The sequence below is a fragment of the Lysinibacillus sp. FSL M8-0355 genome, assembly GCF_038008985.1.
GTDB classification, from domain to species: Bacteria; Bacillota; Bacilli; order Bacillales_A; family Planococcaceae; genus Lysinibacillus; species Lysinibacillus fusiformis_D.
In genome coordinates, this window is record NZ_JBBPAI010000001.1 from 4,766,296 (window position 1) to 4,789,131 (window position 22,836).

24 protein-coding genes and 1 riboswitch are annotated in these 22,836 nt (G+C 34.0%); of the genes, 2 read left to right on the forward strand and 22 right to left on the reverse strand.

Features of this window, described 5'->3' with window-relative positions:
* Window positions 1-28: 28 nt before the first annotated feature.
* Both MKY46_RS23375 and MKY46_RS23380 read right to left on the reverse strand, forming a co-directional pair.
* On the reverse strand, window positions 29-1,861 hold the full coding sequence (locus tag MKY46_RS23375; protein ID WP_340835569.1) for an S-layer homology domain-containing protein: 1,833 nt from the start codon (window positions 1,859-1,861) through the stop codon (window positions 29-31).
* A gap of 573 nt (window positions 1,862-2,434) precedes the next feature.
* Window positions 2,435-3,247, reverse strand: a complete 813-nt coding sequence (locus MKY46_RS23380; protein WP_340835571.1) for an MBL fold metallo-hydrolase — start codon at window positions 3,245-3,247, stop codon at window positions 2,435-2,437.
* A 355-nt stretch (window positions 3,248-3,602) separates the two neighbouring features.
* Between MKY46_RS23380 and MKY46_RS23385 the strand changes: the two genes are divergently transcribed.
* Window positions 3,603-4,793 (forward strand): MFS transporter, encoded by a 1,191-nt coding sequence (locus MKY46_RS23385; protein WP_036119412.1) that lies wholly within the window; start codon window positions 3,603-3,605, stop codon window positions 4,791-4,793.
* Between the two features lie 156 nt (window positions 4,794-4,949).
* On the opposite strand, the gene MKY46_RS23390 is transcribed toward MKY46_RS23385, so the two are convergent.
* The 17 genes from MKY46_RS23390 to MKY46_RS23470 all read right to left on the reverse strand — a co-directional run bounded on the left by MKY46_RS23390 (window position 4,950) and on the right by MKY46_RS23470 (window position 19,666).
* Window positions 4,950-5,489, reverse strand: a complete 540-nt coding sequence (locus tag MKY46_RS23390; RefSeq protein WP_340835574.1) for a VUT family protein — start codon at window positions 5,487-5,489, stop codon at window positions 4,950-4,952.
* Between the two features lie 41 nt (window positions 5,490-5,530).
* Window positions 5,531-6,259 (reverse strand): 7-carboxy-7-deazaguanine synthase QueE, encoded by a 729-nt coding sequence (gene queE / locus MKY46_RS23395; protein WP_340835576.1) that lies wholly within the window; start codon window positions 6,257-6,259, stop codon window positions 5,531-5,533.
* Window positions 6,252-6,725 carry a 6-carboxytetrahydropterin synthase QueD gene (queD, locus tag MKY46_RS23400; protein WP_036119403.1) on the reverse strand — a complete coding sequence of 158 codons (474 nt, stop codon included), beginning with the start codon at window positions 6,723-6,725 and terminating at the stop codon, window positions 6,252-6,254. Before queD ends, queE begins: the two co-directional genes overlap by 8 nt.
* Before the next feature lie 3 nt (window positions 6,726-6,728).
* Window positions 6,729-7,388, reverse strand: a complete 660-nt coding sequence (queC, locus tag MKY46_RS23405) for a 7-cyano-7-deazaguanine synthase QueC (protein ID WP_340835578.1) — start codon at window positions 7,386-7,388, stop codon at window positions 6,729-6,731.
* 119 nt (window positions 7,389-7,507) lie between these two features.
* Window positions 7,508-8,008 carry a preQ(1) synthase gene (gene queF, locus MKY46_RS23410; RefSeq protein ID WP_036119398.1) on the reverse strand — a complete coding sequence of 167 codons (501 nt, stop codon included), beginning with the start codon at window positions 8,006-8,008 and terminating at the stop codon, window positions 7,508-7,510.
* A gap of 127 nt (window positions 8,009-8,135) precedes the next feature.
* Window positions 8,136-8,182, reverse strand: a riboswitch (PreQ1 riboswitch).
* 227 nt (window positions 8,183-8,409) lie between these two features.
* A complete protein-coding gene (locus tag MKY46_RS23415; protein ID WP_340835581.1) occupies window positions 8,410-9,426 on the reverse strand; it encodes a DUF4238 domain-containing protein in 1,017 nt (338 codons plus the stop codon).
* Window positions 9,427-9,507: 81 nt separating this feature from the next.
* Complete coding sequence (locus MKY46_RS23420; RefSeq protein WP_340835584.1) at window positions 9,508-10,800, reverse strand: reverse transcriptase domain-containing protein; 1,293 nt, start codon at window positions 10,798-10,800, stop codon at window positions 9,508-9,510.
* A gap of 604 nt (window positions 10,801-11,404) precedes the next feature.
* Window positions 11,405-12,442, reverse strand: a complete 1,038-nt coding sequence (locus MKY46_RS23425) for a TcaA NTF2-like domain-containing protein (protein WP_340835587.1) — start codon at window positions 12,440-12,442, stop codon at window positions 11,405-11,407.
* Between the two features lie 69 nt (window positions 12,443-12,511).
* Complete coding sequence (locus MKY46_RS23430; RefSeq protein WP_340835589.1) at window positions 12,512-12,781, reverse strand: Mor transcription activator family protein; 270 nt, start codon at window positions 12,779-12,781, stop codon at window positions 12,512-12,514.
* A gap of 101 nt (window positions 12,782-12,882) precedes the next feature.
* The gene (locus tag MKY46_RS23435) at window positions 12,883-14,571 is read right to left on the reverse strand and encodes a recombinase family protein (RefSeq protein WP_340835591.1); all 1,689 of its coding nucleotides are present in this window, start codon (window positions 14,569-14,571) and stop codon (window positions 12,883-12,885) included.
* Window positions 14,525-14,647, reverse strand: a complete 123-nt coding sequence (locus MKY46_RS23440; RefSeq protein ID WP_340835593.1) for a hypothetical protein — start codon at window positions 14,645-14,647, stop codon at window positions 14,525-14,527. Before MKY46_RS23440 ends, MKY46_RS23435 begins: the two co-directional genes overlap by 47 nt.
* 72 nt (window positions 14,648-14,719) lie before the next feature.
* Window positions 14,720-16,504, reverse strand: a complete 1,785-nt coding sequence (locus MKY46_RS23445) for a DUF927 domain-containing protein (protein WP_340835595.1) — start codon at window positions 16,502-16,504, stop codon at window positions 14,720-14,722.
* Window positions 16,505-16,516: 12 nt separating this feature from the next.
* Window positions 16,517-17,029 (reverse strand): hypothetical protein, encoded by a 513-nt coding sequence (locus tag MKY46_RS23450; RefSeq protein ID WP_340835597.1) that lies wholly within the window; start codon window positions 17,027-17,029, stop codon window positions 16,517-16,519.
* 118 nt (window positions 17,030-17,147) lie between these two features.
* A complete protein-coding gene (locus MKY46_RS23455; protein WP_340835599.1) occupies window positions 17,148-17,774 on the reverse strand; it encodes a hypothetical protein in 627 nt (208 codons plus the stop codon).
* Window positions 17,775-18,115: 341 nt separating this feature from the next.
* Complete coding sequence (locus MKY46_RS23460; protein WP_340835601.1) at window positions 18,116-18,418, reverse strand: hypothetical protein; 303 nt, start codon at window positions 18,416-18,418, stop codon at window positions 18,116-18,118.
* 87 nt (window positions 18,419-18,505) lie between these two features.
* Window positions 18,506-18,952 (reverse strand): RadC family protein, encoded by a 447-nt coding sequence (radC, locus tag MKY46_RS23465; protein ID WP_340835602.1) that lies wholly within the window; start codon window positions 18,950-18,952, stop codon window positions 18,506-18,508.
* Between the two features lie 405 nt (window positions 18,953-19,357).
* Window positions 19,358-19,666: a DUF960 family protein gene (locus tag MKY46_RS23470; protein ID WP_340835603.1), complete on the reverse strand. Its 309-nt coding sequence runs from the start codon at window positions 19,664-19,666 to the stop codon at window positions 19,358-19,360.
* A 364-nt stretch (window positions 19,667-20,030) separates the two neighbouring features.
* Between MKY46_RS23470 and MKY46_RS23475 the strand changes: the two genes are divergently transcribed.
* Window positions 20,031-20,678, forward strand: a complete 648-nt coding sequence (locus MKY46_RS23475; RefSeq protein WP_340835604.1) for an HNH endonuclease — start codon at window positions 20,031-20,033, stop codon at window positions 20,676-20,678.
* A gap of 9 nt (window positions 20,679-20,687) precedes the next feature.
* Here the strand turns inward: MKY46_RS23475 and dcm are convergent, their stop codons facing one another.
* The 3 genes from dcm to MKY46_RS23490 all read right to left on the reverse strand — a co-directional run bounded on the left by dcm (window position 20,688) and on the right by MKY46_RS23490 (window position 22,623).
* The gene (dcm, locus tag MKY46_RS23480; RefSeq protein WP_340835606.1) at window positions 20,688-21,815 is read right to left on the reverse strand and encodes a DNA (cytosine-5-)-methyltransferase; all 1,128 of its coding nucleotides are present in this window, start codon (window positions 21,813-21,815) and stop codon (window positions 20,688-20,690) included.
* A gap of 73 nt (window positions 21,816-21,888) precedes the next feature.
* Window positions 21,889-22,368 (reverse strand): 23S rRNA (pseudouridine(1915)-N(3))-methyltransferase RlmH, encoded by a 480-nt coding sequence (gene rlmH / locus MKY46_RS23485; RefSeq protein WP_340835607.1) that lies wholly within the window; start codon window positions 22,366-22,368, stop codon window positions 21,889-21,891.
* 90 nt (window positions 22,369-22,458) lie between these two features.
* Window positions 22,459-22,623 (reverse strand): CxxH/CxxC protein, encoded by a 165-nt coding sequence (locus MKY46_RS23490; RefSeq protein ID WP_082673719.1) that lies wholly within the window; start codon window positions 22,621-22,623, stop codon window positions 22,459-22,461.
* Window positions 22,624-22,836: the final 213 nt, after the last annotated feature.

Below are 22,836 nucleotides of genomic sequence, written 5' to 3' on the forward strand. Positions count from 1 at the left end.
ATCTTACAAAGGAATTTACTAGAAGTTATTATTCAATTATTGTGTTCCCTTCAACGGTTAACCCATCTAAACTGATATTCACATTTGGTGCAGCAATGATTAAATCCCCTGCAATAGTACCAGTACTACCAGATGGCATTAAAGAGTACCTCCCTGAAGCTGTAGGTGCTGTTAGCGTTACATTCCCATTCAAGGTTTGACCATTCAAATCAATCATTACTAAATCTGTTAGCGTTACATCTGCAGTCATTGGAGCTGTTAACCTAATCAAGTCTCCTGCTTTAGCTTTATTTAATGCTTGTTTTAATTCCTCCGCATTCTTTACATTAAATTCACTCACTTTTTCTGGTGGAATAACCGGATCGGGTGCCACATTTCCTCCACCTGTATTTGGAACCCCTGTACTTGGCGAAGAACCTCCAATAATGGCTTTAATTTGGGAAGCAACCGAGGCATAGTTTGTTATAATTTTTGTTACCGTTGAACCTGCTGGAATCGACAAGTCATTTATTAGTAAACCTGAACCGATTGTAATTCGAGCATCAGCGTTTAGAACCGTTAAATATTTCACTAAACCAATAGCATTCAATTCTAACTCCACTGCCGTAGGAAGCAACAATCGTTCAAACTTTACATTCCCAGTCATATTCAGTTTTGCCGTAGATTCAATTGTTACCTTCGTTGCTGATCCATCAATATTTATAGCAGCAATGGGAGCTGCTATGATAATTTCAGGAATCACCGTGTCCGTCACAATCGAAATATTTTGACGCTTGACTTGTACTTTTTCTGTGTGCGAATTTTTGATTTTCAATACAAGTGTACTTTGACCATCTATTGCATCAGCTATAATTAAATCGCCAGTAATTGTAGTACCATCAAATTCCATTTTCCTCTTAACATTTGAGGTAATGGTTACATTTCCTGTAACTGATACATTTTTAACAGTCACACCATCTGCGTTAATTGTTATAGAATCGAGCGTTGCATTTGTATTGAATACAACGCCCATCTCTGCTGAACCTGCCTTATTTAAAACAACGTTATTTACGTTTGTTATAATCCCATTTTCAATAGTTGCTGTAATTTTTGCTCCTGTTAGTGCGGTTTTATTTTTAGTTGTAAAAATTGACTTTACTGAATCACCAAATAAATAAGTTTTACCATTAATAGCAATTTCATTCGCTGTATATTTTTCAACTTTAAACGTTACACTTTGAGAAGGTTGAGTAGTCGGATTACTAACAGCTTCTGAACGAGTAATAAATGCAGCCAGTTGTCCTCGTGTTACATTGGAAGAACCATCAAATAATGTAGCTGTCTTACCAGCCGTTACGTTGTTTTCATATAAAGCAGCAATCGCTTCTTTATAATCTGCATGCACATCAGTGAACGGTAATGAATTCGTATTTGAAGCTTTTAAATTAAAAGCGTTCGCTAAAATTTTTGCTACATGGTTACGTTGAATAAATTCATCCTGACGGAATGTTCCATCCTCATAACCATTAATAATCCCCTTTTCCTTTAATGCAGCAATTGCACCAAAATATACATGATTAGTAGGAATATCTTTAAAGTTTGGATTGCTAACATTCGATGTATCCAGTCCTAATACACCCGCAATAATTTTAGCAGCTTGTCCACGTGTTACGTTTTGCTCAGATTTAAATGTCCCATCTTGGAACCCATTAATAATGCCACGATCATTTAAATTTTTAATCTCGTCATAAAATGGATGCGTTCGTTGTACATCCTTGAAACTACTAGCTTCAGATGCAATCGGTGCTACTACTACCGCTGAAGCCGTTAATGCCATTGCTGTTATTGCTTTTAAATACTTCGATTTTCCCCATTTACGCATACTTAGAGTAATACCTCCCCATTCCTATTTAATAAGGATGATTTTGAATCCAATCAATACAATTAATTGTAATTATTAAACATTGCCAAAATATTGTTTAACATAGTAATTTTAACAGAAAAATAATAAATATATTGTTATTTAATATTAATATTCTAAATTTTTTGTAAAATGTTTATATTAAACTTTTACAATATTATTTAGAATAGTAGTTTTATAATAAAACCTCATTTTCTGTAATTACATTTTCACATGAACTAAAGGGCAATTGTGCCCCTCACCTCTATTAGACATTGAAAGGCCCGACACAAAAGTAAAACCTCTACAACTTTTGTACGGAAGGACTGAAATAACCGAGGAGTTTGTACATTTGCCTAAACGTAGACAATACTCAGGAAAAAAGACAATGCGTATCCATCTCGCACTGACCTAAAAAAAGGAGACAAATAAAAACACCTTTCGTTGAAAAACGGGTATTAAATACAAAACATTCAACGTGGAGGTGTTTTTTCTATGGGTACTAAGCCAATCTCCTTTTTGTTTTACTTGTAATACATCTCAAAAGATTATCGACTACAGATTCTCTTCTGAACATACTTTATTGACCATCTTTTTATTGTCAGTATGAATGCTTTTCATTCCTTCAAAAAACGAATACTCTTCCCTTAAACATTTCTCTAACTCTTCGTTATCCTGCGGAAGCTGTGCTAAGTAATGTTTAGAAAAATGAATCCTTTTTTGGATTTCTTGTTGGTTCTGTGTTGTCGTTCCGTGTCCTGGTATATGGGTTGTTATTTGATGATGCAGTAAAATATCTTCAGCTTTACGAATAGTATTGACATAGTCTTTATAACTGCTAAAGATGAAAGGAAACTCAATATCTGACAAGTAATCTCCCGAAAGAAATAGCCCATACGGCTCTATCACTGTAAATAAACCATCATTCGTATGGCCAGGTGCTTGATAAAATGTCATAGTTATCGAATCTAACTCTAATGTTTGCCCATCCTCTGAAACGACAATATCTACGGTTGGATATACAGGAGAATAGCTCCTCTGTATATAATAGCTTTGATCAAATTGTTTGATTTTTTGAATGCTTTTTGCTTTGTTCGGATTTTTATCAAATTGTTTAGATGCAATTACCTTTGCTCCTGGAAAGGCCCCTGAACCAATAATATGGTCAAAATCGCTATGAGTGTAAATAATATATAGTTGCTTATCACCTTTCATGTTGTTTATGTAAGCCTGAATTTCTTCAATTTCGCTAGGTAACCAATTAGGATCTGTCATAATTATCGCTTCATTCGTTTGAATGATAGCCGAAGTAGTCATATACAATGCACTTTGAAAAACAGTAATATTATCTTTTTGGAATTGAATCATCATGAACCTTCCTTTTCCCCTTTTAAAAGGGAGCATCTTTAAGTGAGTATTTTAGATTTTGAACAGGAATTTCTTATTTATAGAGTTCGAGCAAAATCAGTAAATTCCTTCTTTAAGGAAAAGTGGAAGGTACTAGGAATTATTCTTTATGTACATATTTAATACAAAAGCATCTTTATTGATATCCTTTTAGGATTAGCAACAGAATGTGATTTCTCTGTAGTTTTGTCGATTTTGGGAATCCATTCATTCCGATTTAATCTAGAAAGTTTTTTTCTCGCTAAAATATTTTATGATATGATGTTTAGGTTGTTTATCTACTACACATTTATATTCATCTTAGAAAGAGGTATCTATGCACAACTCACAATTATCCAAGCGACATTGGTTACTCATTTTAACACTTACGTTATTGACATTTGTACTAGGGACAAGCGAATTTGTTATAGTCGGAATCTTAACTGATATTTCCTCAAGCCTTCAAATGACTAATGCAAAAGCAGGCACACTTGTTTCTGCATTTGCCATTACATTTGCTATTGCCACACCACTAGTGATGTCAGCAACAAGTCATTTTCCAAAGCGTAAATGGATGTTGTTTTTGATCCTTTCTTTCATCGTCCTCAATGCTTTTTGCGTCATTTCAACGAGCTACATCATGCTGCTTGTACTTCGTATTATGACAGCGATTGTAACAGGAGTATTAATCTCTCTAGCCATGATTGTTGCAAGCGAAACCATGCCGATAAACAAACGCGGACTTGCTATATCATTCGTTTTTGGTGGTTTCACACTAGCAAATGTCGTTGGAGTACCAATTGGTATTGTAATCGCAGACTGGTATGGTTGGAATGCCACTTTCATGTTAACAACCTTTCTAGGTGGTTTGGCGTTTTTGGCATCCTTTTTTGTCTTACCTAATCAACTCAGCCAAGTACGTAGTTCGATACGGGATCAGTTTTCTTTAATGATCAAGCCGCGTATTTTAATGGCCTTTTTCATTCCTGCTCTAGGATTTGGGGCAACTTACGCTGTCTTTACGTACCTTGTTCCTATTTTGAAGGGAATGGGAGCACCAAATAATTCTATTAGTCTAATCTTATTTGGTTATGGGTTTATTTCGATTTTCAGCAATATCCTCGCCAGTAAAATTGCCAGTCATAATGCTATCGGTCGCCTTCGCTTTGTTTTTCTTGTGCAGGCTATTGTTCTGACAAGTTTATTTTGGACTACAAATCATTTTATTTTAGGGCTGGTCAATATTGGCTTAATGTCATTAATGGCTATCCTCTTAACAACATCTACTCAGCTTTATTTAATAGACCTCGCTGAAATTTACCAACCCAGTGCGAAAGGATTGGCTGCTTCACTTATGCCTGTAGCAAGTAACGTAGGTATCGCTTTTGGTTCTGCATTAGGTGGAATTGTTTATCATCAGGGAAATTTAATGAATGTTACATGGGTCGGTGGGATTGTTGCCGTCTGTGCAAGTTTGCTAACTTTTCTTAGTCACCATTTAGATCAAAAACTAGAGAAATCAGCATAAAAATGATAGAAACAATTGAAAATGCAATAAGACCTTTAAAATTAAACTAGGCAGATTCGCATTATAAAGCGAATCTGCCTGTTTTACTTATAGCTCTGTCTCGTCAAAATGAACGGCATCTCTTGTGGAATATGCCTAATCAATGTTTTCAACGAGTTATCCTGTAGTTAGATGTTTTTCTTTCATTGTACCAACTTGATTTAAAATCATTGCGCCAAACATTTGAATAATTGTCTTCACAACAATTTGTCCGAAAATGGCGGCTGGTACGGCTTCCCAAGGTAATATATTAGCTCCAAGTGGACTCAAGCCGATTACTACGAAAATTGCAGAATCCAAAAATCCTCCAACAAGACCACTGTAGAACACACGCCAAGCCATTGGTAATTTTAATCGAGTATAGATTTCTGTATCAGCTGTTTCAGCGACAACAAATGATAGTGCTGACGCTAACACAATCAAAAGTGTATCCCCCAGTAGGAATGACACTACTGCTGATAAAATTAAAGCTGTAATAATAAATAAATACGTCTTTGCTCTACCATATTTATTTTGTACAAGGTCCCGAAAAATAAAGGTTGCCCCAATTAAAAACGTCCCCATTGGAACAATAAACATACCGAAGTGCAATGGCGCAAATGCTGCCGTTACTACATTAGCAATGACAATAGATAATAAATAAAACAATATTCTCATACTACTACTCCTCAATTTAAAAACATTTTTGTAATGGCATACTATACGCCTCTTTTATTTCCCCAAACAAGGGCATGTAACTGTGGCAGTACTTTAACATCTCTTAATTCTTCATCCTTCATCACTCTATCAATCAGTGCATGATATTTACCCAATAAATGCATAATTAATTGTGAATTATCAGTTGTCATAAAATCATCATTACCGACTTGAAGATAAAAGGGAATCATTGGATATCGATGGTGAATTTGTTTAGCATAATCATAATCCTCTTGATTAAAAACGACTATTTTGAGAGATATATGGTGATTGCTGTTTTGATTTTTAAGCTTTTCGAAGATATATGAGAGCACCGAATAGTCTGTGGTCATTCCAGAACTAGGTGGCTTTGGAGAAATGGTCAGTTCATCAATCTCATGCATCCATTTTTGCCACCTACTTCCCTGTGTTTCCACCCCAATTCTTATGTTGTTTTCTTTTAAAATGGCAATGAGCTCAGCTAAATGTGGATTGAGTGCAGGATTGCCGCCTGAAATCGTGACAAATGAGAAGCCATTGCCTCCAAGACGTTTCAACTCAGTCCAAATCTCTTCCGCTGTCATTTGGACAATCAGATGCTTTCCACTACCATCCCAAGTAAACGATGAATCACACCAAGAACAGGAATAATCACAACCTGCAGTTCTCACAAACATTGTCTTCTGGCCAACTACCATCCCTTCACCTTGAATCGTCGGTCCAAAAATCTCGATAACAGGTACCTTACTCACCTTCCATCCACTCCCGTCTCGCTTCTGCATAGCTTGTCGGAGTTTCATATAACCTAATAAACTCTACACATGCACCGTTATAGCTTGGTTCATCAAGCAAGGCCTCTGCCAACTTTTCATAAATCCAAACTACCATGTTTTCTGCTGTCGTATTCATGGGTGGAAGCGTTTCATTTAAATAACGATGATCCAAATGAATCTCTATTTTTTGTTTCCATATTTTTTTTATATCGCCAAAATCAATCATCAAACCGCGTTCATCTGTGTAGCCACTCAATCCCAATACTACACGATAGGTATGACCATGTAGGTTTTTACATTTTCCCTCATAATGATGTAAATGATGAGCAGCATCAAAGGTAAATTCTTTGCTTACAAGAACACGCTTTGCATGATAGTTCAATTGATCTCTTTGAATATCCTCATCTATTTTTTGGAGCTTATCGACGATTTTAAAATCTAACATCCCTTAAGACTCCTTCCTATAACGCAAATACTCATCAAGCCCTTTTTTTCGCAGTTTACATGCTGGGCATTCACCGCAACCATCCGCTATAACACCGTTATAGCAAGTCAACGTTCTTTCTCGAACAAATTCCAATGCCCCAAAACGATCAGCAAGCTCCCATGTCTGTGCCTTATTCAGCCACATCAACGGTGTATCAATAACAAAAGAATCATCCATCGATAAATTTAACGTTACATTCAAGGATTTAATAAAAACATCTCGGCAATCCGGATATCCGCTAAAATCCGTTTCACAAACGCCCGTCACGATATGCTTAGCTCCTACTTGACTCGCTAAAACACCTGCAAACGAAAGAAAGAGAAGATTTCGACCAGGGACAAAAGTCGATGGAAGCTCACCATTATCTCCTTCCTCTACTGTAATATCTTGTCGTGTCAAAGCATTTGGAGCAAGCTGGTTCAGGAGTGACATATCAAGAATATGATGCTTGATACCAAGTTCACCCACTATCTCCTTTGCACATTCAATTTCAAGGCGATGCCTTTGACCATAATCAAAAGTGACTGCCTCAACCTCTTCAAAACGTTCCTTTGCCCAAAACAAACAAGTTGTACTGTCCTGACCTCCACTAAATACAACAATTGCTTTTTCCTGCTTCATCTATAAAACTCCCTTATATCGAAAAAACAGCACTCTAAGAAAAAGTGCTGCTTTCTTCTTAGTTTTTTTAAGAGGGTAGCTAAAAACCTCTTTCTTGATGGAACTATTTAATTCTCCATTTATCGATTATCAATTTTTTCTGGATTAAGGTCGTGGTTCATTAAACGATAATTGGCGATTTCTTCGTATTTTGTTCCTGGCTTCCCATAGTTACACCATGGATCGATCGAGATACCCCCACGTGGCGTAAATTTCCCCCAAACCTCGATATATCGAGGATCAAGCAATGCAATTAAGTCATTCATAATGATATTGACGCAATCTTCATGGAAATCGCCGTGATTTCTAAAACTGAATAAATACAATTTTAGTGATTTACTTTCAACAATTTTTTTATCTGGGATATACGAGATGTACATCGTGGCAAAATCAGGCTGATGTGTAAGTGGGCATAAACTAGTAAACTCTGGACAATTAAATTTAACGAAATAATCTCGATTGGCATGTAGATTATCCACTGCCTCTAATACCTCTGGTGCATAATCATAGGAATACTTTGTACCTTGATTACCTAACAGGGTTAAATCCTTTAATCCTTCTTCATGACTTCGGCCAGACATAAAAAAACCTCCTTGTAAAATGTTTCCCAACACTTTTCAAGAGAGGCATCACCAAGCATTCTATTTAAAACATACGTAAACACATAAAAAAAAGCCACGTCCAATATGGACATGGCATTATTGTCATGTTTCCATAGTTTTTTATAGAGGGTATCAGCTATGAACCTCTCCCGTTCTAGTCCGGGCATTCTTTTCTTCAATATCGTACAAAAAATAATACAGAACGTCAAATGGATTTTTTTATAAAATCTTTCCGTATGCAATGTGGTTTGAAAGCATTACTAAAGAATTGATTCAAAGGGTTTAGAATCGGATTTTTATATTTTCTTTAGAACCGTTGCACTTACTTATGATACGGTTCACCGTAATATAGCTAAGTGCGGTTATTATTAAACAGATTGTTATCCCATTAAAAATCTAGTCCTTTTAATATCCTTAAGTCCTGGATTTTTTTTCATCAATTCTAATGCCAAACTGAAGTTTTTATCTTTTGAAAAAACATACTTGTAGGATTGACCTATTTGAAGTTCATTATAGAATTTTACGTATTCCTCAGAAATATGAACAAATCTATTGTATAAAGATAATTCTGTTTTAAAATGCTCCACTTCTCTCATCACCAACGCTAATTTAGGTGTAATAGGGAAAATTATTTCAACACCTTTACTACTTATACCATGATTTTCTTCATGACCATACAAGACCAATGGGTTGTCGGATGTATAAAATAAAGTATCTGTTTCGTTAACAGCAAAAATCCAAATATGTTTTAGAAATATTTTTGCAAAAGATTCTAAGAGTTCTGTGTCTAGCAATTGCTCATTATGAATTAAATTAATTCTATTGTCTTTCAACTTGATTTCTACACTATCTAATAAAGCAGGATCAATTTCATCTTTGAATCTCTTTCGAAGTAATAGCTTTGTACCTTTTTCATGCATTTGAATTATCTTTTCTCGGTACTCTTTTGTCCTTACAAATTGTATTGCCAAATAATATGCTATCGTTGCCTTATCTTTCTCTGGTACTACTTCCACATTTTTATACACATTTGAAGGAGTTAAAGTATATTTTGTAATTATGTTATCAAAGGGATTAAACATTGCTGTTTCAACCTTTGTTGCAAATACATTTTCAAGGTATTGTTTATCAACTTCATTGGTCAAATCCTCGATTTCTTCTTCAATAGTAATTCCTTCTGATTTAGCCTCTTCCAGTAGTTTATTGAAATCGACATCATAAAAGTATCGTTCAGAAGCATAGTTTTCCACATTCTGCTTTTCCCTTATTTCTTGTTTTTCTTTATCAAAAATATTAAAGCGATAGATATTTTTATTCTTCTTTTTTTGAGCTTCAGCAAATTTTCTTAAGTATCTTTGAGGAACATAATGCTGATTTTTAACAACTGATTTAACCATGGTAAACTCCTCACTTAATGTATATTTAAATATTCTTATTAAAAAGGTCTGACTCTAGAAGAGTCAGACTTTCTAATTGTTTTAGTTAGGTTTTTCCAAACGAGAGTTGATTCTCTTCCAGTGATTCTTCACTTGTTTTTCCATAAGATTTATAGTTTTTGAATCTTCATCAAATATTTTCTGTGCCCTTTCAACATAACTAAGAAAATTGCCATGCCCTTTTTTATTTTTGCCTAAGTGCGAGTAGTTCTTATATAGCTCTCTTCTATACGATTTACGACCGAATTCTTTTGATTTGCGATTAGCTATTCTTATTTTACGATATGTTCTTGTGTAATATTTAAAAAGACTTTTTTCTCTAATTCGAACTTCTTCACCATTAAAACTAAATCCTAAATAATCTAATTCTTCCTTCTTAAATTCTAGATCAGTAATTTTATTGTTAGAATAAAAATAATTACCTGTCTTTTCAGGTTGAATTTCTAAATTGGGAATTTGTCTTCTTACATCCTCCACAAATTTTTGATGAGTTTTATAGTTATAGTTTTTAGTATCTCCTTCAATAGGAATAACTATAATTAAATCGTCACAATATCTTCTGTATAATCCATTTTGTTCATTAGTGTATTTTTGAATTTTTTCATCAAAATCTAACAGATAAATATTAGAGCAAACTGAACTAATACCTGCTCCTTGAGGAATTCCATAGCTCTTAGAATTCTTATATATATTTTTATGCTTAAAGGCTCTAAACTCCTCATCTGTGAAGTATTTATAACTATCCTTAATTTCACTTTCAGTATATTTAGTCTTCAATTCTGCTTCTATCGTATCTTTAATGAAATAACTAAATTTTGTTATATTCTTAAAGACGTTATAATAATCGTCAGGTAATGTCTCCTTTTTCAGAACATAACGGATTTTCTCTTTAAGATACCTGTGGTCTAACGTATCAAAGAAATTAGTAAAATCTGCAACAAAAATATATGCGTTTTCTTGAATTTTTATAAAATCAATAACTTCTTTAGCGAAATCAATATTACTTTTTCCAGATAAATTATTTCTATATGCAGTTGCAACTTCATTAATATTCATTTTATCTACAATTGAATTATAGTGATCATTTAAATTATCTCCATAATATTTATATATGAAGCTATCAATGTGAGATGCATAAAATATTTTACGGACTTTTTCTTTTGGTCGCTTTTCTTTTCTACTATATTTTTGAAATTTAATTTCAAAGTGCATAAACGGGTAGAATCCATGTTTAGCAACCCATTGAGGATTCTGAATTTTATCCTTCACTTTTTCGATCGATTTTTTGCTATCGAGGTGCTTATACCCCTTTACACGATACTTTTTTTTATTCATTTTGGCAGAGCTAACAAGGGTATATAATCGTAGCCTATTACTCTATCAAAGAAACCCTTGTGAGCATACTCTCCTTTCAAATTATAGACTATCGCTAACCTATAAAGAGGCTACTTAAATGCACTAATCGCTTATACTATACTTAGTATATTGAATTGGTTGACTATGACGATTGGAGGTATCCAAATGCCAAGTTATTCAGAAGCGTTATCGATTGTTATTAGCTGGGTCAGCCTTGTGATTACAATTGAGATAAAGCTTGACAGAAATTCACCATTTTCCCCCATAACTATTTTTATAGGGCGTTAACTATGATAATTCTATCACCTTACTGTTGGAATAGTCAAAAATATCTGTCTAATATTAGTAACATTTTTACTACTAAATAAAAAAGAGAATAGCTTCTGTCAGCCATTCCCTCTAATTTACTTTTCCCCTTAATCTCTTACTAACAAAGTACAATACATGTAAACTCACCATGTAATTGAACTAAATATATTATGCTTCATATCTTAAAGTTATTGATTAAAAATAATTTTACTATTAACCTTCTTTCCTTATTATAGGAAACTCAGGACATAGCTAAATTAGAACTTTTTTCTAATTATAGTATCTCCAACCCTGTAATATAAAAATCACCATTTATTATTTCAACTGTATATTTGCTGTTTTGTTCCGTATCGCTAAAACCTTGCTCTGGGTTATCTATTGTGTAATATTCGACTACATTTACTTCATACTTCTTCTCCGATAGTTGCTCTATTGCGGTTACATTGTAATCAATTAAATCTAAAACATTTCCTTTTGATTTTAGTGACTGCATATAACGCTCTTGCTCCAAATAAAATGCTGATGAAGGATAAACATAATAACCCAGTGACGCAATATCTCCGTTCACATAGGTTTGTAAATAATACGTTACTAAGTAGCCTATCTGATCTCTTGCTGATTCAGTCGTATTATTCGCTCCTGGAACAGGAATGCTATCCACGTCGCTTTGGCTTATTACATCAGACGAACTATCATCATCTTTTACAGCGACTGTTTGTTTATCCGATGATTCAGTTTCTTTTGCTTCTTCTCCTTGTGGATTTACTTTATTTTCATACATCAATTTTAATGCTGCTTCAGCATCTTGATTAAAGGCTTCACTCTCGTTGGATTTAATTTTATAAACACTAATTATATCGTCATCTACATACATTAATAGTTTGAACTCAGGTTCTTTACTATTTTCAGATATATCTACAATATGTGCTTCTTCAGAAAAATTAATTGGATATTCCGCTTGCGTGTGAACTAAATCTGTCGCAAAACCTATATCTGACCAAACCGTTTGTTCATTTAGTAAATCCATGAATTCCTTTAATGTATGTTCCGTACCATCTAATTTGTATTTTTGTAATCGCTCAATGCGCTCTTTTGATTCTTCATCATAATACAACTCGGTGCCATCAGCATTCATAAAATCTTCAATTCGCTTTAGTATTTCATCATCTGAAATACCATCTGCTCTCCATGATTCTACTAGAGCAGCAGCAGGTCCATCTAGTTGATCTAAATTATATTCAGATTGCTTTTCACTACAGCCTGTTAATAGAAATAAACAGAATAACACGATAAAATTACCTAATATCTTCATAAAATACCTCCAAATTCCATTTCCACTTACATAACAACCATTTTAACCCAGTATCAATTAATAGGCACCTTATTTATTGCAATTCCTCTTTTTCAATATTTTCCTAATCCAACTGTAGGAATAGTCGTATTTCCTTGCTAACTCTTTTGCGTTCGTGCCGTCGTATTCCTTCATTATCTGTTCATGTAGATATTCCTCAGATAATAGTCGTTTCGGAAAGGTTACATATTGCCCTGCAAAATAATCATGTATTCGAAGTGTATTTTTATATCCGATTAGTTCCACGAATTCTTTATATGCCCCATTGAAACAAGAGCTATCTAGTGTACTATTATCCACGACTATCCCCCCTAGTTTATTTTCAATATGCCACTTTCCTTTGATAAAAGCATTTCTATTATCGAATGGACTATCCTAACTAAAATCCACTTATACCTATATTAAATAGCTACTAAAACATAAAAAGGAGCAGATAAGTCATCTGCTGATGACCTATCCGCTCCTTGCTCTGTTAAATAATCTAACACAGTACTATTAAATTGGATTTGAATGCTACCGACCTCACGCTTCTCGTTCAGCGTTATTTCCTTGATTATGAGCGTAACCAAATGTTTCTGCTGTTCTTGCGTCATTGCTTTTTTGAAAGCTTTCTGAAAGTTAGCCATGACCTCTTGGATGGTTGTTTCATTGATCGTGTGCACCTTTAGTGATTGCAGTTGCAGCTTGATTGGTTGAAGTCGTAGCTCTAGTTGCTCTAACTGGTTATTCACTTTGATGAGCCTTTGTTGCAAGTCCACTTTTGTGATGATGTCTTCCTCGTAAAGCTCCATCGCTTTATCCTTTTTACGTTTAGCTTGCTCCAGCTCTTTTAGGAGTTCTTGGTGCTCTTGTCGTAGTGGCTCGTTATGGTTAGATCGCTTGTTGTTTACTCGGTTTGCGACTTCTTTTATGAGTTGTTTATTCGTTGCTAGTGCTTGTAGCCGTTCAAAGATGTAGCTTTCAGCTTTATCTGCACGGATGGTGTTCGAACGACAAACCGATGTTCCTTGGTTTTTCCACGCTCCACAAGCGTAGTATTCTAGTGTTTTGCGTGTACCATCCACAAGCTTATTGACTGTTCGCATGACAACCATGCCTGAACCGCATTGAGGACATTTCATAACACCCGTGAATGGGAAAGTCCCACCATGTACTCGGTTTGGCTTACTCGATCTTTTCTTTAGGATTTGTTGTGCCTTCTCCCAATCAAGCTGCGAGATGATGGGCTCATGCTCACCTTGTTGCAAAATCGGTGTTGGATTAATGTCTCCTCTCCGTTTATCTGTCCAGTTTCTACGAACATCATATCGAATCATACCTACATAAACAGGGTTCTCTAGGATTGTTTTAATCGTACTTATAGAAAAAGGCTTCCCACGTTTACCTAAATGCCCCTCTTTATTAACACGATTAGCAACGGCTTTATAACCGTTACCAGCAATGTATAGCTCAAAGATACGTTTAACAGTTTTAGCTTCCTTTTCATTTATAACAAGCTTTGTATGTTTACGCTTATTATCTTGGGTTGAAATATCCTCAAGGTCATAGCCTAATACACGACCGCCATTCCATTTACCTTCCCTAGCACGAGCTAACATACCCATCTTTACATTTTCGGAAATCGTATTACGCTCAAACTCTGCAATTGCCGCCATCATGTGAAACTGAAGCTTACCAGAAGATGTCTCTGTTTCAAGACTTTCTGTATATGAACGGAAACTGATATAGCTATGCTCAAATACTTCCACAATTTTCAATAAATCTAGTATCTTGCGAGCTAATCTATTTGTTTTCCAAACTAGTACTACATCAAACTTCTTATGTTTTGCATCATCTAATAATTGAACTAAAGCTGGACGATTTTTAATTGATTTACCACTAATACCACGGTCAGCATATACTTCATGCACAATGTAACCATTTCGATCACACCATTCCGTTAGTAAACGTTTCTGTTCATCGATTGAATAACCTTCTTCTGCTTGTTCCTTTGTTGAAACACGAGCATAAATCGCTACTCGTTTAACTGCTGTTATCGTATTGCTAAATGTTTGTTGATTCGTTTGTTGCTGCATCATCATTGCACTCATTTGTTTGTTCCTCCACATCTAGTGTTTGTACTAAGTAGTTTTCACACATCTCTGCTAACATATCTATAATCGTCATTATCTGATCCTCATTATTATTAGTTAATATTGGCGAACAGTAGCTTACTTACTGTTCGCCCTTAAATTTGCATTACATATCATCAATATCAACTAGCTCTGGTTCTTCTTTTCTAGTATTTTGCTTTGATGATTTCTTACCTTTTCTTTGCTTAGTTTGAATTTCATTTGAAGTAAATACAGTATGAATGAAGGCTCCATCTAGCTTAAGACCATAAGTACTTACACCATTTCTACCCCTATTCTCCATACCTTTAATTACTCTTCGGATGTGGTACTTATTTTGATTTGCATCCTTTTCTTTTATTAATGCTTTTATACTATCTAATTCTCTCAACACAACAGAATGATCAGAAAAGCCTCTTTCCTGTAACATTTGCTTGAATACAGATGGTAAAATAAAAACCTCTGTTTGTTGCTTTGTTTTATTGATATTAATCCTTCCCCAAATCGTTTGATTCTCACTAACATCATTATTATTAATGTAAAAATGCTTACGATTCATGAGCAGCCATTCACGGATTAATTCAAGTGCTTTCGGACCAATTTCTCGTTCTTCAATAGATTCTACCTCTTGCTGAACTAGCAATGCTTTTATTCTCTCAATATTCAAATTAAAATCGAATGTTTCGTTTAATAGTTGTGCCGTCATTGTAATTAAGGCGTATTTTTTACTAATTCGATTATTAAATTTTGACTTAGGTATGGCTTCTTCAATTTTTGCTGTTTCATTTTCCCAAGAATTTTGAATATCCTTAGGAAGATAGCTAAGCAACGTGGTTACAAATGGTTCAACACCGTGACCATAGTTTTGGGAAAGCTCTTTAACTAGTACATTGGAATGATTTGCACTCTTAGTCCACTGTAAATTTTTCAATTCAAATACTCTGGCACGAATACCTTCATTTTGATTAATCTGATCGAGCAGTGAACCCTCACCTGTTGTAATAATCGTAGTTGCCCATTCTGATTGAGGCTTCTTTTGGCTATTTTTGTCTAGTCGGGCTTTACTAATATTTTTCGCCCATGTGTACAGTACATTCACGAGCTTTTGGGTACCCATTAAAGAGAGAGATGTTTCATCACAAACAATTGGAACACCATTGTTATTAGCCATTAAATTCGTTAAAGCATTATCTGTACCATTAAAACTTTGAATTAATGAGTGTGCCCCTTCTTTTGAATCCCCAAAGCCTGAAACTGCAACAGTAGCTGCTGATGTTTTACCTGTTGTGCTGTTTCCAGAAATATGAAATATCATAGAATCTGCATGTAGGTTTAAAATTCGATTGATGTATCCAACCAAAACTGCCGAAAACCCAAGACACAACGCTAACTCCATTTCAGGAATACCAACAACTAATTTTTTTATTACGTTTGACCAACGATTAAAAGAACCAGCTTTATTAATATTGAGCTCACCAATATACTCAGATTTCTTGTTAGAAGTAACTGAATATAACTGTTGATGTGCATAATAATTATTTCGATCATAGGTAGTCCAACCTAATTGTCTGTGTTGTAAACTAATTGGCATTTTTGCTTCTGATTCAATTAAATAATTGATCATTAGCTTCGTTTTCCAGGTTGTTACATCGGCACCTTTTCTTAATAAATTCGTGAAATTACGTTCCGTAACATCTATTCGTGGAATAACGTCTTCTTGCCAACCATCATTACACTTAAAACAAATATTCCAAAACAATTCACCAGTATCGATGATTCTAAATACAGACTTCAAATAGATTGGTCTGCCAATCCAGTCCCAACTAAGCTGACCTGTATCTTTGTCTACATCTGCTGAATAGACGCCTTTTGTATCGCACTTATAATTATTGGTTTTTGTAATAATAGTCATTACTGTCGCACCTTAGACCATTTTTACATATAGGACATCTCGACCCTTATTTTCGTAATAACCTTCAGCAAATGATTTACTAGTAATATTGGAAAAATCAATTCCAAAATGCTTAATGATTTCATCTACTAACTTGGTATTATAAATAGTAATTTTATTTTTTGTCTGCTTTACTGTTAGCTTGTTAATACTAAGCCCCTTAGCATTAAAAATCATAAGATGTTTATCCTTATATCCAATATAAAGTTCAGTTGGATAACCTAGCTTTTCATTAGTAGCCTTATTAATTACAAATCTTGTACCATTTTCAGATTTAACAATAGAAACGTAAGACGATCCTCGTGCGGAGATATCTTTAAATGTCTTTGTTTCTTTTGCAACGAATTCTAGTAAATCATCTAGGTTTTCGCTATTCTTATTAATATCAAGAACAACCTGTTTGGTTACTGAAATTTGCTCATCCTGTAATGGATTATTATTTTGAGCTAGTGTGTCCTGCATTGCTTCATTTTTTAGTTTGTTCATTTGAATCGCTCCCGAAGTTTTTTATTAAGTAGCGCTAACTTAATTGACTTCATTCTATATGGTTTATAAGAAAAGCAATCCCCACCTTTGTTTCCAAGATACAAAAGGGGGATTGCTATTAAAGTAACGATTCTATTCTTTCTTCAAAAGTGTTTAAATATGTTTCTAGTTCTATTTGTAATTCATTAAAAATATCAACACGCTGTTCTAAAGTTAAGTTTGGATACTTTTCTTCATCAAAAATAGCACTGAAACGTTGCTGAATTGGTATTGGTGATTGAAGCTTTTCATTAATAATTTCTTCTGCTTTTAATTCATTGATACCTAATTCTGACGTAATTATCATGGAAATATTTAAACCATTCATACTGTTAATTTGATAACCAATTAGTTTATTTATTACTTTTCTCATTTTAAAAACTTCTTTTAGCTGCTCATCGTTAAAGCCATTTTGTTGTAATTCTTTTTTGTTTAATTTATGAATAGGTGTTTTCTTTAAATTGAAGTCTAATACTTCGAGAACAAAATTTTTGGACTTTAATGGGAACTGATATTGTTTACCTACTTTAAAAACACTCGGTTCAATACCATATGCCTTGAGTATTTTTTTGAATTTATTTTGTTCCCTTTCTATAGTCTTCTCATAGTTGTTTTTGTTATCTTTATTATTGTTTGTTAAATATGCTGTTAAGTAATGCTCACCTAATCTCTCTTGAACAATTGCCCTTAAAGTTATTTTTTTCATTAGGTCTTACACACTCCTTTGATTACAATAATTCCCCCTTTCCCCCTAAATTTCAAGCATTATGATAAAAAAAGAATGTAGCATTTTACTACATTCGAAAAGTTAATATTACTTGTTTTCATTAATAATCTCTCTTGCTACTTCTGTTGCAACTGCTATTACTACAGCACCAATTACTTTATCCCACACTAATATTCCTCCTTATTCTTCACTTTAAAATAGCATCTAATGCAATTCTAACTTATCCGTTACTTCAACTTAAACCTCACAGTTTAGAGGATCATAGATAATAAACCACTTTACATATTTGACAGGCTCTACTGTTTCTCTATCTATAATTGCTATATAGAATCCCCCTCAGCAAAATTCTCAATCACTTTGTCATTTACTAACCATGCTTCATACGGATTGACATTTCCTGTTTCGATGATAATTAATGTATAGTAGTTACCTTCATCATCTGTATAATTTGCACTCTCACAAATAACTGGCTCTGCTAAAATTGAAAGAATATTAAGAGGCACTATCTCTTCATCTATTTCATCATGCATGAACCACATTGTTTCGTAGCCAATTTCATGAAGCATTATTTTCTTTACTAGCTTTTGTTCTAATACTTCTGTTAGTCGCCTAATTACATTCATTTACTGCACTCCACTTCCTTTTAAATATAAAAAGCTCTAACACCTATTTCAGATGTTAGAGCTCATGTACTACTTAAATTATTCATATTAAAAATACCCTTTCTCTTTTAAGGAGATAAACCGATTATCTCCTATGATGATATGATCTAAAAGTTCGATACCTAATAATTTACCTGCTTGTGCTAGTCGTTCAGTTACTTCTATATCTTCTGGACTTGGTGATGGATCGCCTGAGGGGTGCGGGTGGCAGCAGATGATGGACCCAGAGTTGCTGAGAATTGCTGTTTTCATGACCTCGCGTGGATGTACAAGGCTTGCGTTGAGGCTTCCTACATGGACCGTTGTGATGTTTGTTGGCTGGTTCTTCGTGTCGAGACACATCACCACAAAGTGCTCCCTGTCCACTTCTCCAAGGTAGTCTCGGAAAAGCTCGTAGCTGTCTTGTGGGCTGCGAACTCTTCGTTGTTTGTAAAGCATACTTGATTCTTTTACTAATTTTACTGATACTATGTTTACTCGTTTTGCTGACTCCATTACATAACCTCCAAAGAATTATATTTCTTAGTAATATTAAATGTTTATATTTCCATTTATTTACATTAATTAGGTTATATCTTTATTAAGCGTTCCTAGCGGAAATCCATATAATAGAAGAATTACATATTGAAGGGGCATACTAATATGGGTATCAATCTGAAGCATAACTCGAAATGAACTTACTTCATTTCTTTCTATGTTCAAAAAAAAGAGACGAAGCAGTTATAACCTCTACTAATGTTTCTAACCATTGAGTAGTATAGTTGCTTCGCCTATTTCTTCCTTGAATCTGGTTACATATCCAATTCTTAAATTGAGTTCCCTGTAATTTGATACTATTTAATTGGTCAAACACTCTTAATTAGACTTAATGACAATTCTGTCTTCCTAAAATCTTTTAGTTTAATAATCACTAGGGAACAGCATTGTTTGCTTATCAAACTCATCTATAATCCATATAGTAGTATCAAAAACATCGAACTTTCCTTGTTTCAAAATTAATTCTTTCTTTAATGCTGGCTCTTCTTGCTCATTAGTGATTATTACATTATTATCAGCACATTTTATTTCAAATACCTGTAAGTAATCCATATCTTTTTCTCTTTCAGCAGTAAGCAAATCATATATTCTCCATAATTGAATTTGCATATTTACGTCTACTTTTTCACTAATAGCTCTTGTAACATTTCGATATCTATTTGGTTTTGTCACTTTCCTTTTCACCTCTATTAGTATCTCATTATACATCTAATTTTCTAATAATCCTTTTAACAAAGACAAAATTACTTGCGGTGAGCGAATGCTATATCTTTATAAATTATACCTGATTCCTTCACAAGTTTTATTGAAACAATGTTAGGCATTTTGATACTTCCTTAATTTTATTTATTTTTCATATACATCTACCGAGTATCTAAGGATTCTATTTTATATATTTATTTGAAGTTGCCTTTTAATATGATTAATAAATTATTTTAGCTAAATTGATTACTATTACCTAACGCCGTTAGTATATATTTCCTTTAAATTCATACTCTATGGTACACTGTATGTAAAAATAAGGGAGGATCTATTTATGAAAAAGAGTAGTGGCAAAAGTAGACTGCTAGATTGTTTAACAGAAAATGTTGGGAAAGTTGTTTCTAGAGACATTTTAAGTGAGAGAGCTGCAGTTCATGATTGGCAACGTTCTCTACGTTCTTTACGAAGTGACGAAGGATGGGATATTGATACTTTACCAGATGGCTATAGACTAAACTCTTTAGTACAAAATGTAGTAACTACAAAACGTGAGGCTATAAATTCTAAAGACAGATATGCTGTTTTACATCGTGATAATTCAACTTGTCAAAGATGTGGCGCTCATGGTGTGAAGCTACATGTTGACCATAAGACACCTGTATCGCTTGGCGGCAAATCTAATTTAGATAACCTTTGGACATTATGTGAAGAGTGTAATTTAGGGAAAAAGAATCTTTTTTCAGATGATGAAGAAGATGTACTTAGAGCAGTTTTTAATGAACCTAGCGGTTACCAACGGTTAAAAAAATACTTTGAGCTTAATCCAAATAAAAATATCCCCTCTGAAAAATTACAAGTAATTAGTAATGTGAGGGATTGGACACGGTCATTAAGAGATATTCGAAGTAAGTATTCTATGGAAATTGAATATGTTAAACCGAATGAATATTATCTAAACGGAGCATACATCTATAAAAAATAGAGTAGACATTTAATGTCTACTCTCTAAAAAGTTTAAGCATTGAATCATAAATTGTGCCATTTCTTCTATCACTGGTATAGTTACACTATTTCCGAATTGTTTATATTTCTGCGTATTGCTTAAACCCTCTGGGAAAGAAAATGAATCAACTTTATTTTCATTTAAGAAAGCATATCCTACAAATCCCTGAAGTCTGCCCCATTCTTGTGGAGTCATATGTCTTATTCCTTCGTTATTTAAAGGTGTCTGTTTTCCTTTTACCATTAACCCATAAAAATCAGGTTGTGGGTCATAAATCAAGTTTCTTTCTTTTCCCGAACCACCTGTTGCCAAAAGGGCATTGGAATATTGTTTTTCTTCACCAGGTAAGTTAAGGACCATATATCCGAAACCATTTCCTTTGTTTTTATGTCGATCTCTATGTTTTTTTAGAGTATTGAGGTATCCCTGTGCTACATAAAATTCTTTTGATGTTCCTCTTTCAATCGCATCAGATAAGCTATTTATTATAGGATCTTTTCCTCTTACTCTAGGTAATTCCACATAAGGGAGATTTTCTATTTTTTCATTAAAAGTCTCCTTGTCAAAACCCATAATATAAACTCTAGGTCTATTTTGAGGTAGCCCAAAGTTTTTAGAATTCCTCATAAAATTACTATTTTCATAAATCAAATTTCCAGTTTCATCAATTTCAACACCGATGACTTTATAATTTAACTCTAAACATAAAGTTTCTAATATAATTTTAAAGGTTTTGCCTTTATCATGACTTAATAAGTTATCAACATTTTCAAGTAAAAATGATTTAGGACGTGTTCTTTCTATAATATCGGCAATATCGAAAAACAGTGTTCCTCTTGTCTTATCTTTAAAACCTTCTTCATTACCAGCACGACTAAAAGATTGACAAGGGAATCCAGCTAAAAGAGTATCATAGTCAGTACTTTCTACCTTTTTCTTAAATTCCTCTGTCGTTACATCGTTATAAGGGTTTTCACCATATAAATGAGCATATGTTTGGCATGCATATTTATCAATTTCGGCAGAAAGAACATTTTTAAATTTTCCTGTTAATTCAAAACCTCTTCTAATTCCGCCAATACCTGCAAATAAATCAACTGTTTTATACAAAATCATTGCTCCTTAATATAATCATCTATAAGATGATTATAGCAATTTTATCATAAATAAGCTTTAACAAAAACCGCACTTATTTATGATACGGTTCACCCTTCATAATCCTAAAACTACGATAAACCTGCTCGACTAGCACGAGCTTCATGAGCTGGTGAGGGAGCGTCATTTTACCGAAAGATTGTTGTTCATCTGAACGTTTTAGCACGTCATCATGTAGGCCGAGGGAGCCGCCGATGACGAAGGTGATTTTGCTTTTGCCGTAGGTCATGAGGGATTCGATATCGGCTGCCATTTGTTCGGAGGTTTTCATGTTGCCGTTGATGGCTAGGGCGATGACGTAGGCATCTGGGCTTATTTTGGCTAGTATGCGTTCGCCTTCCTTTTTCTTGACGATGTCCATTTCGGCTTCACTTAGTTGTTCAGGTGCCTTTTCGTCTGGTACTTCAATCAAATCCATTTTTGCATAGCCGCCAAGTCGTTTTACGTACTCATCGATTCCCATTTTTAAGTACTTTTCTTTTAGTTTGCCGACTGATACAATCGTTATATTCACACGTTATCCACCTTTACAATTCATTTACAAACAAATTATCCACAAAAGTTATCAACATATCCACAAGTTACTTCTATATATTGTGTAAAGTTATTTACTTGATACAATATATTCTGCTGGCTGTTCACAGTAGCTACACTTTGTGGATAACTTTTTATCCTCTTTGATTTTATCCATAATTGGGAACACTTTTTGCTCTGCTACAAACATGTCTAAAGCGTGTTCTATATGGCTTTCACAGCTGTATTTTTCCATTTTTTTACGTCTCCTTATTTTCCGAAATTTCCACAAACTTATTCACAAATCAGTCTATGTTATCCACAACCTATTGTAACAAAGGAATGGCATGTATGGAAGAAGTGCCTTCTTCTCACGTTTACTTGTACAGAAATAGTATTCACAATTTTCTAGTTATCCACAATATTTCATAAAAGCCTTTCTTCATCCTCGCAAAAAAACGATGGAGAA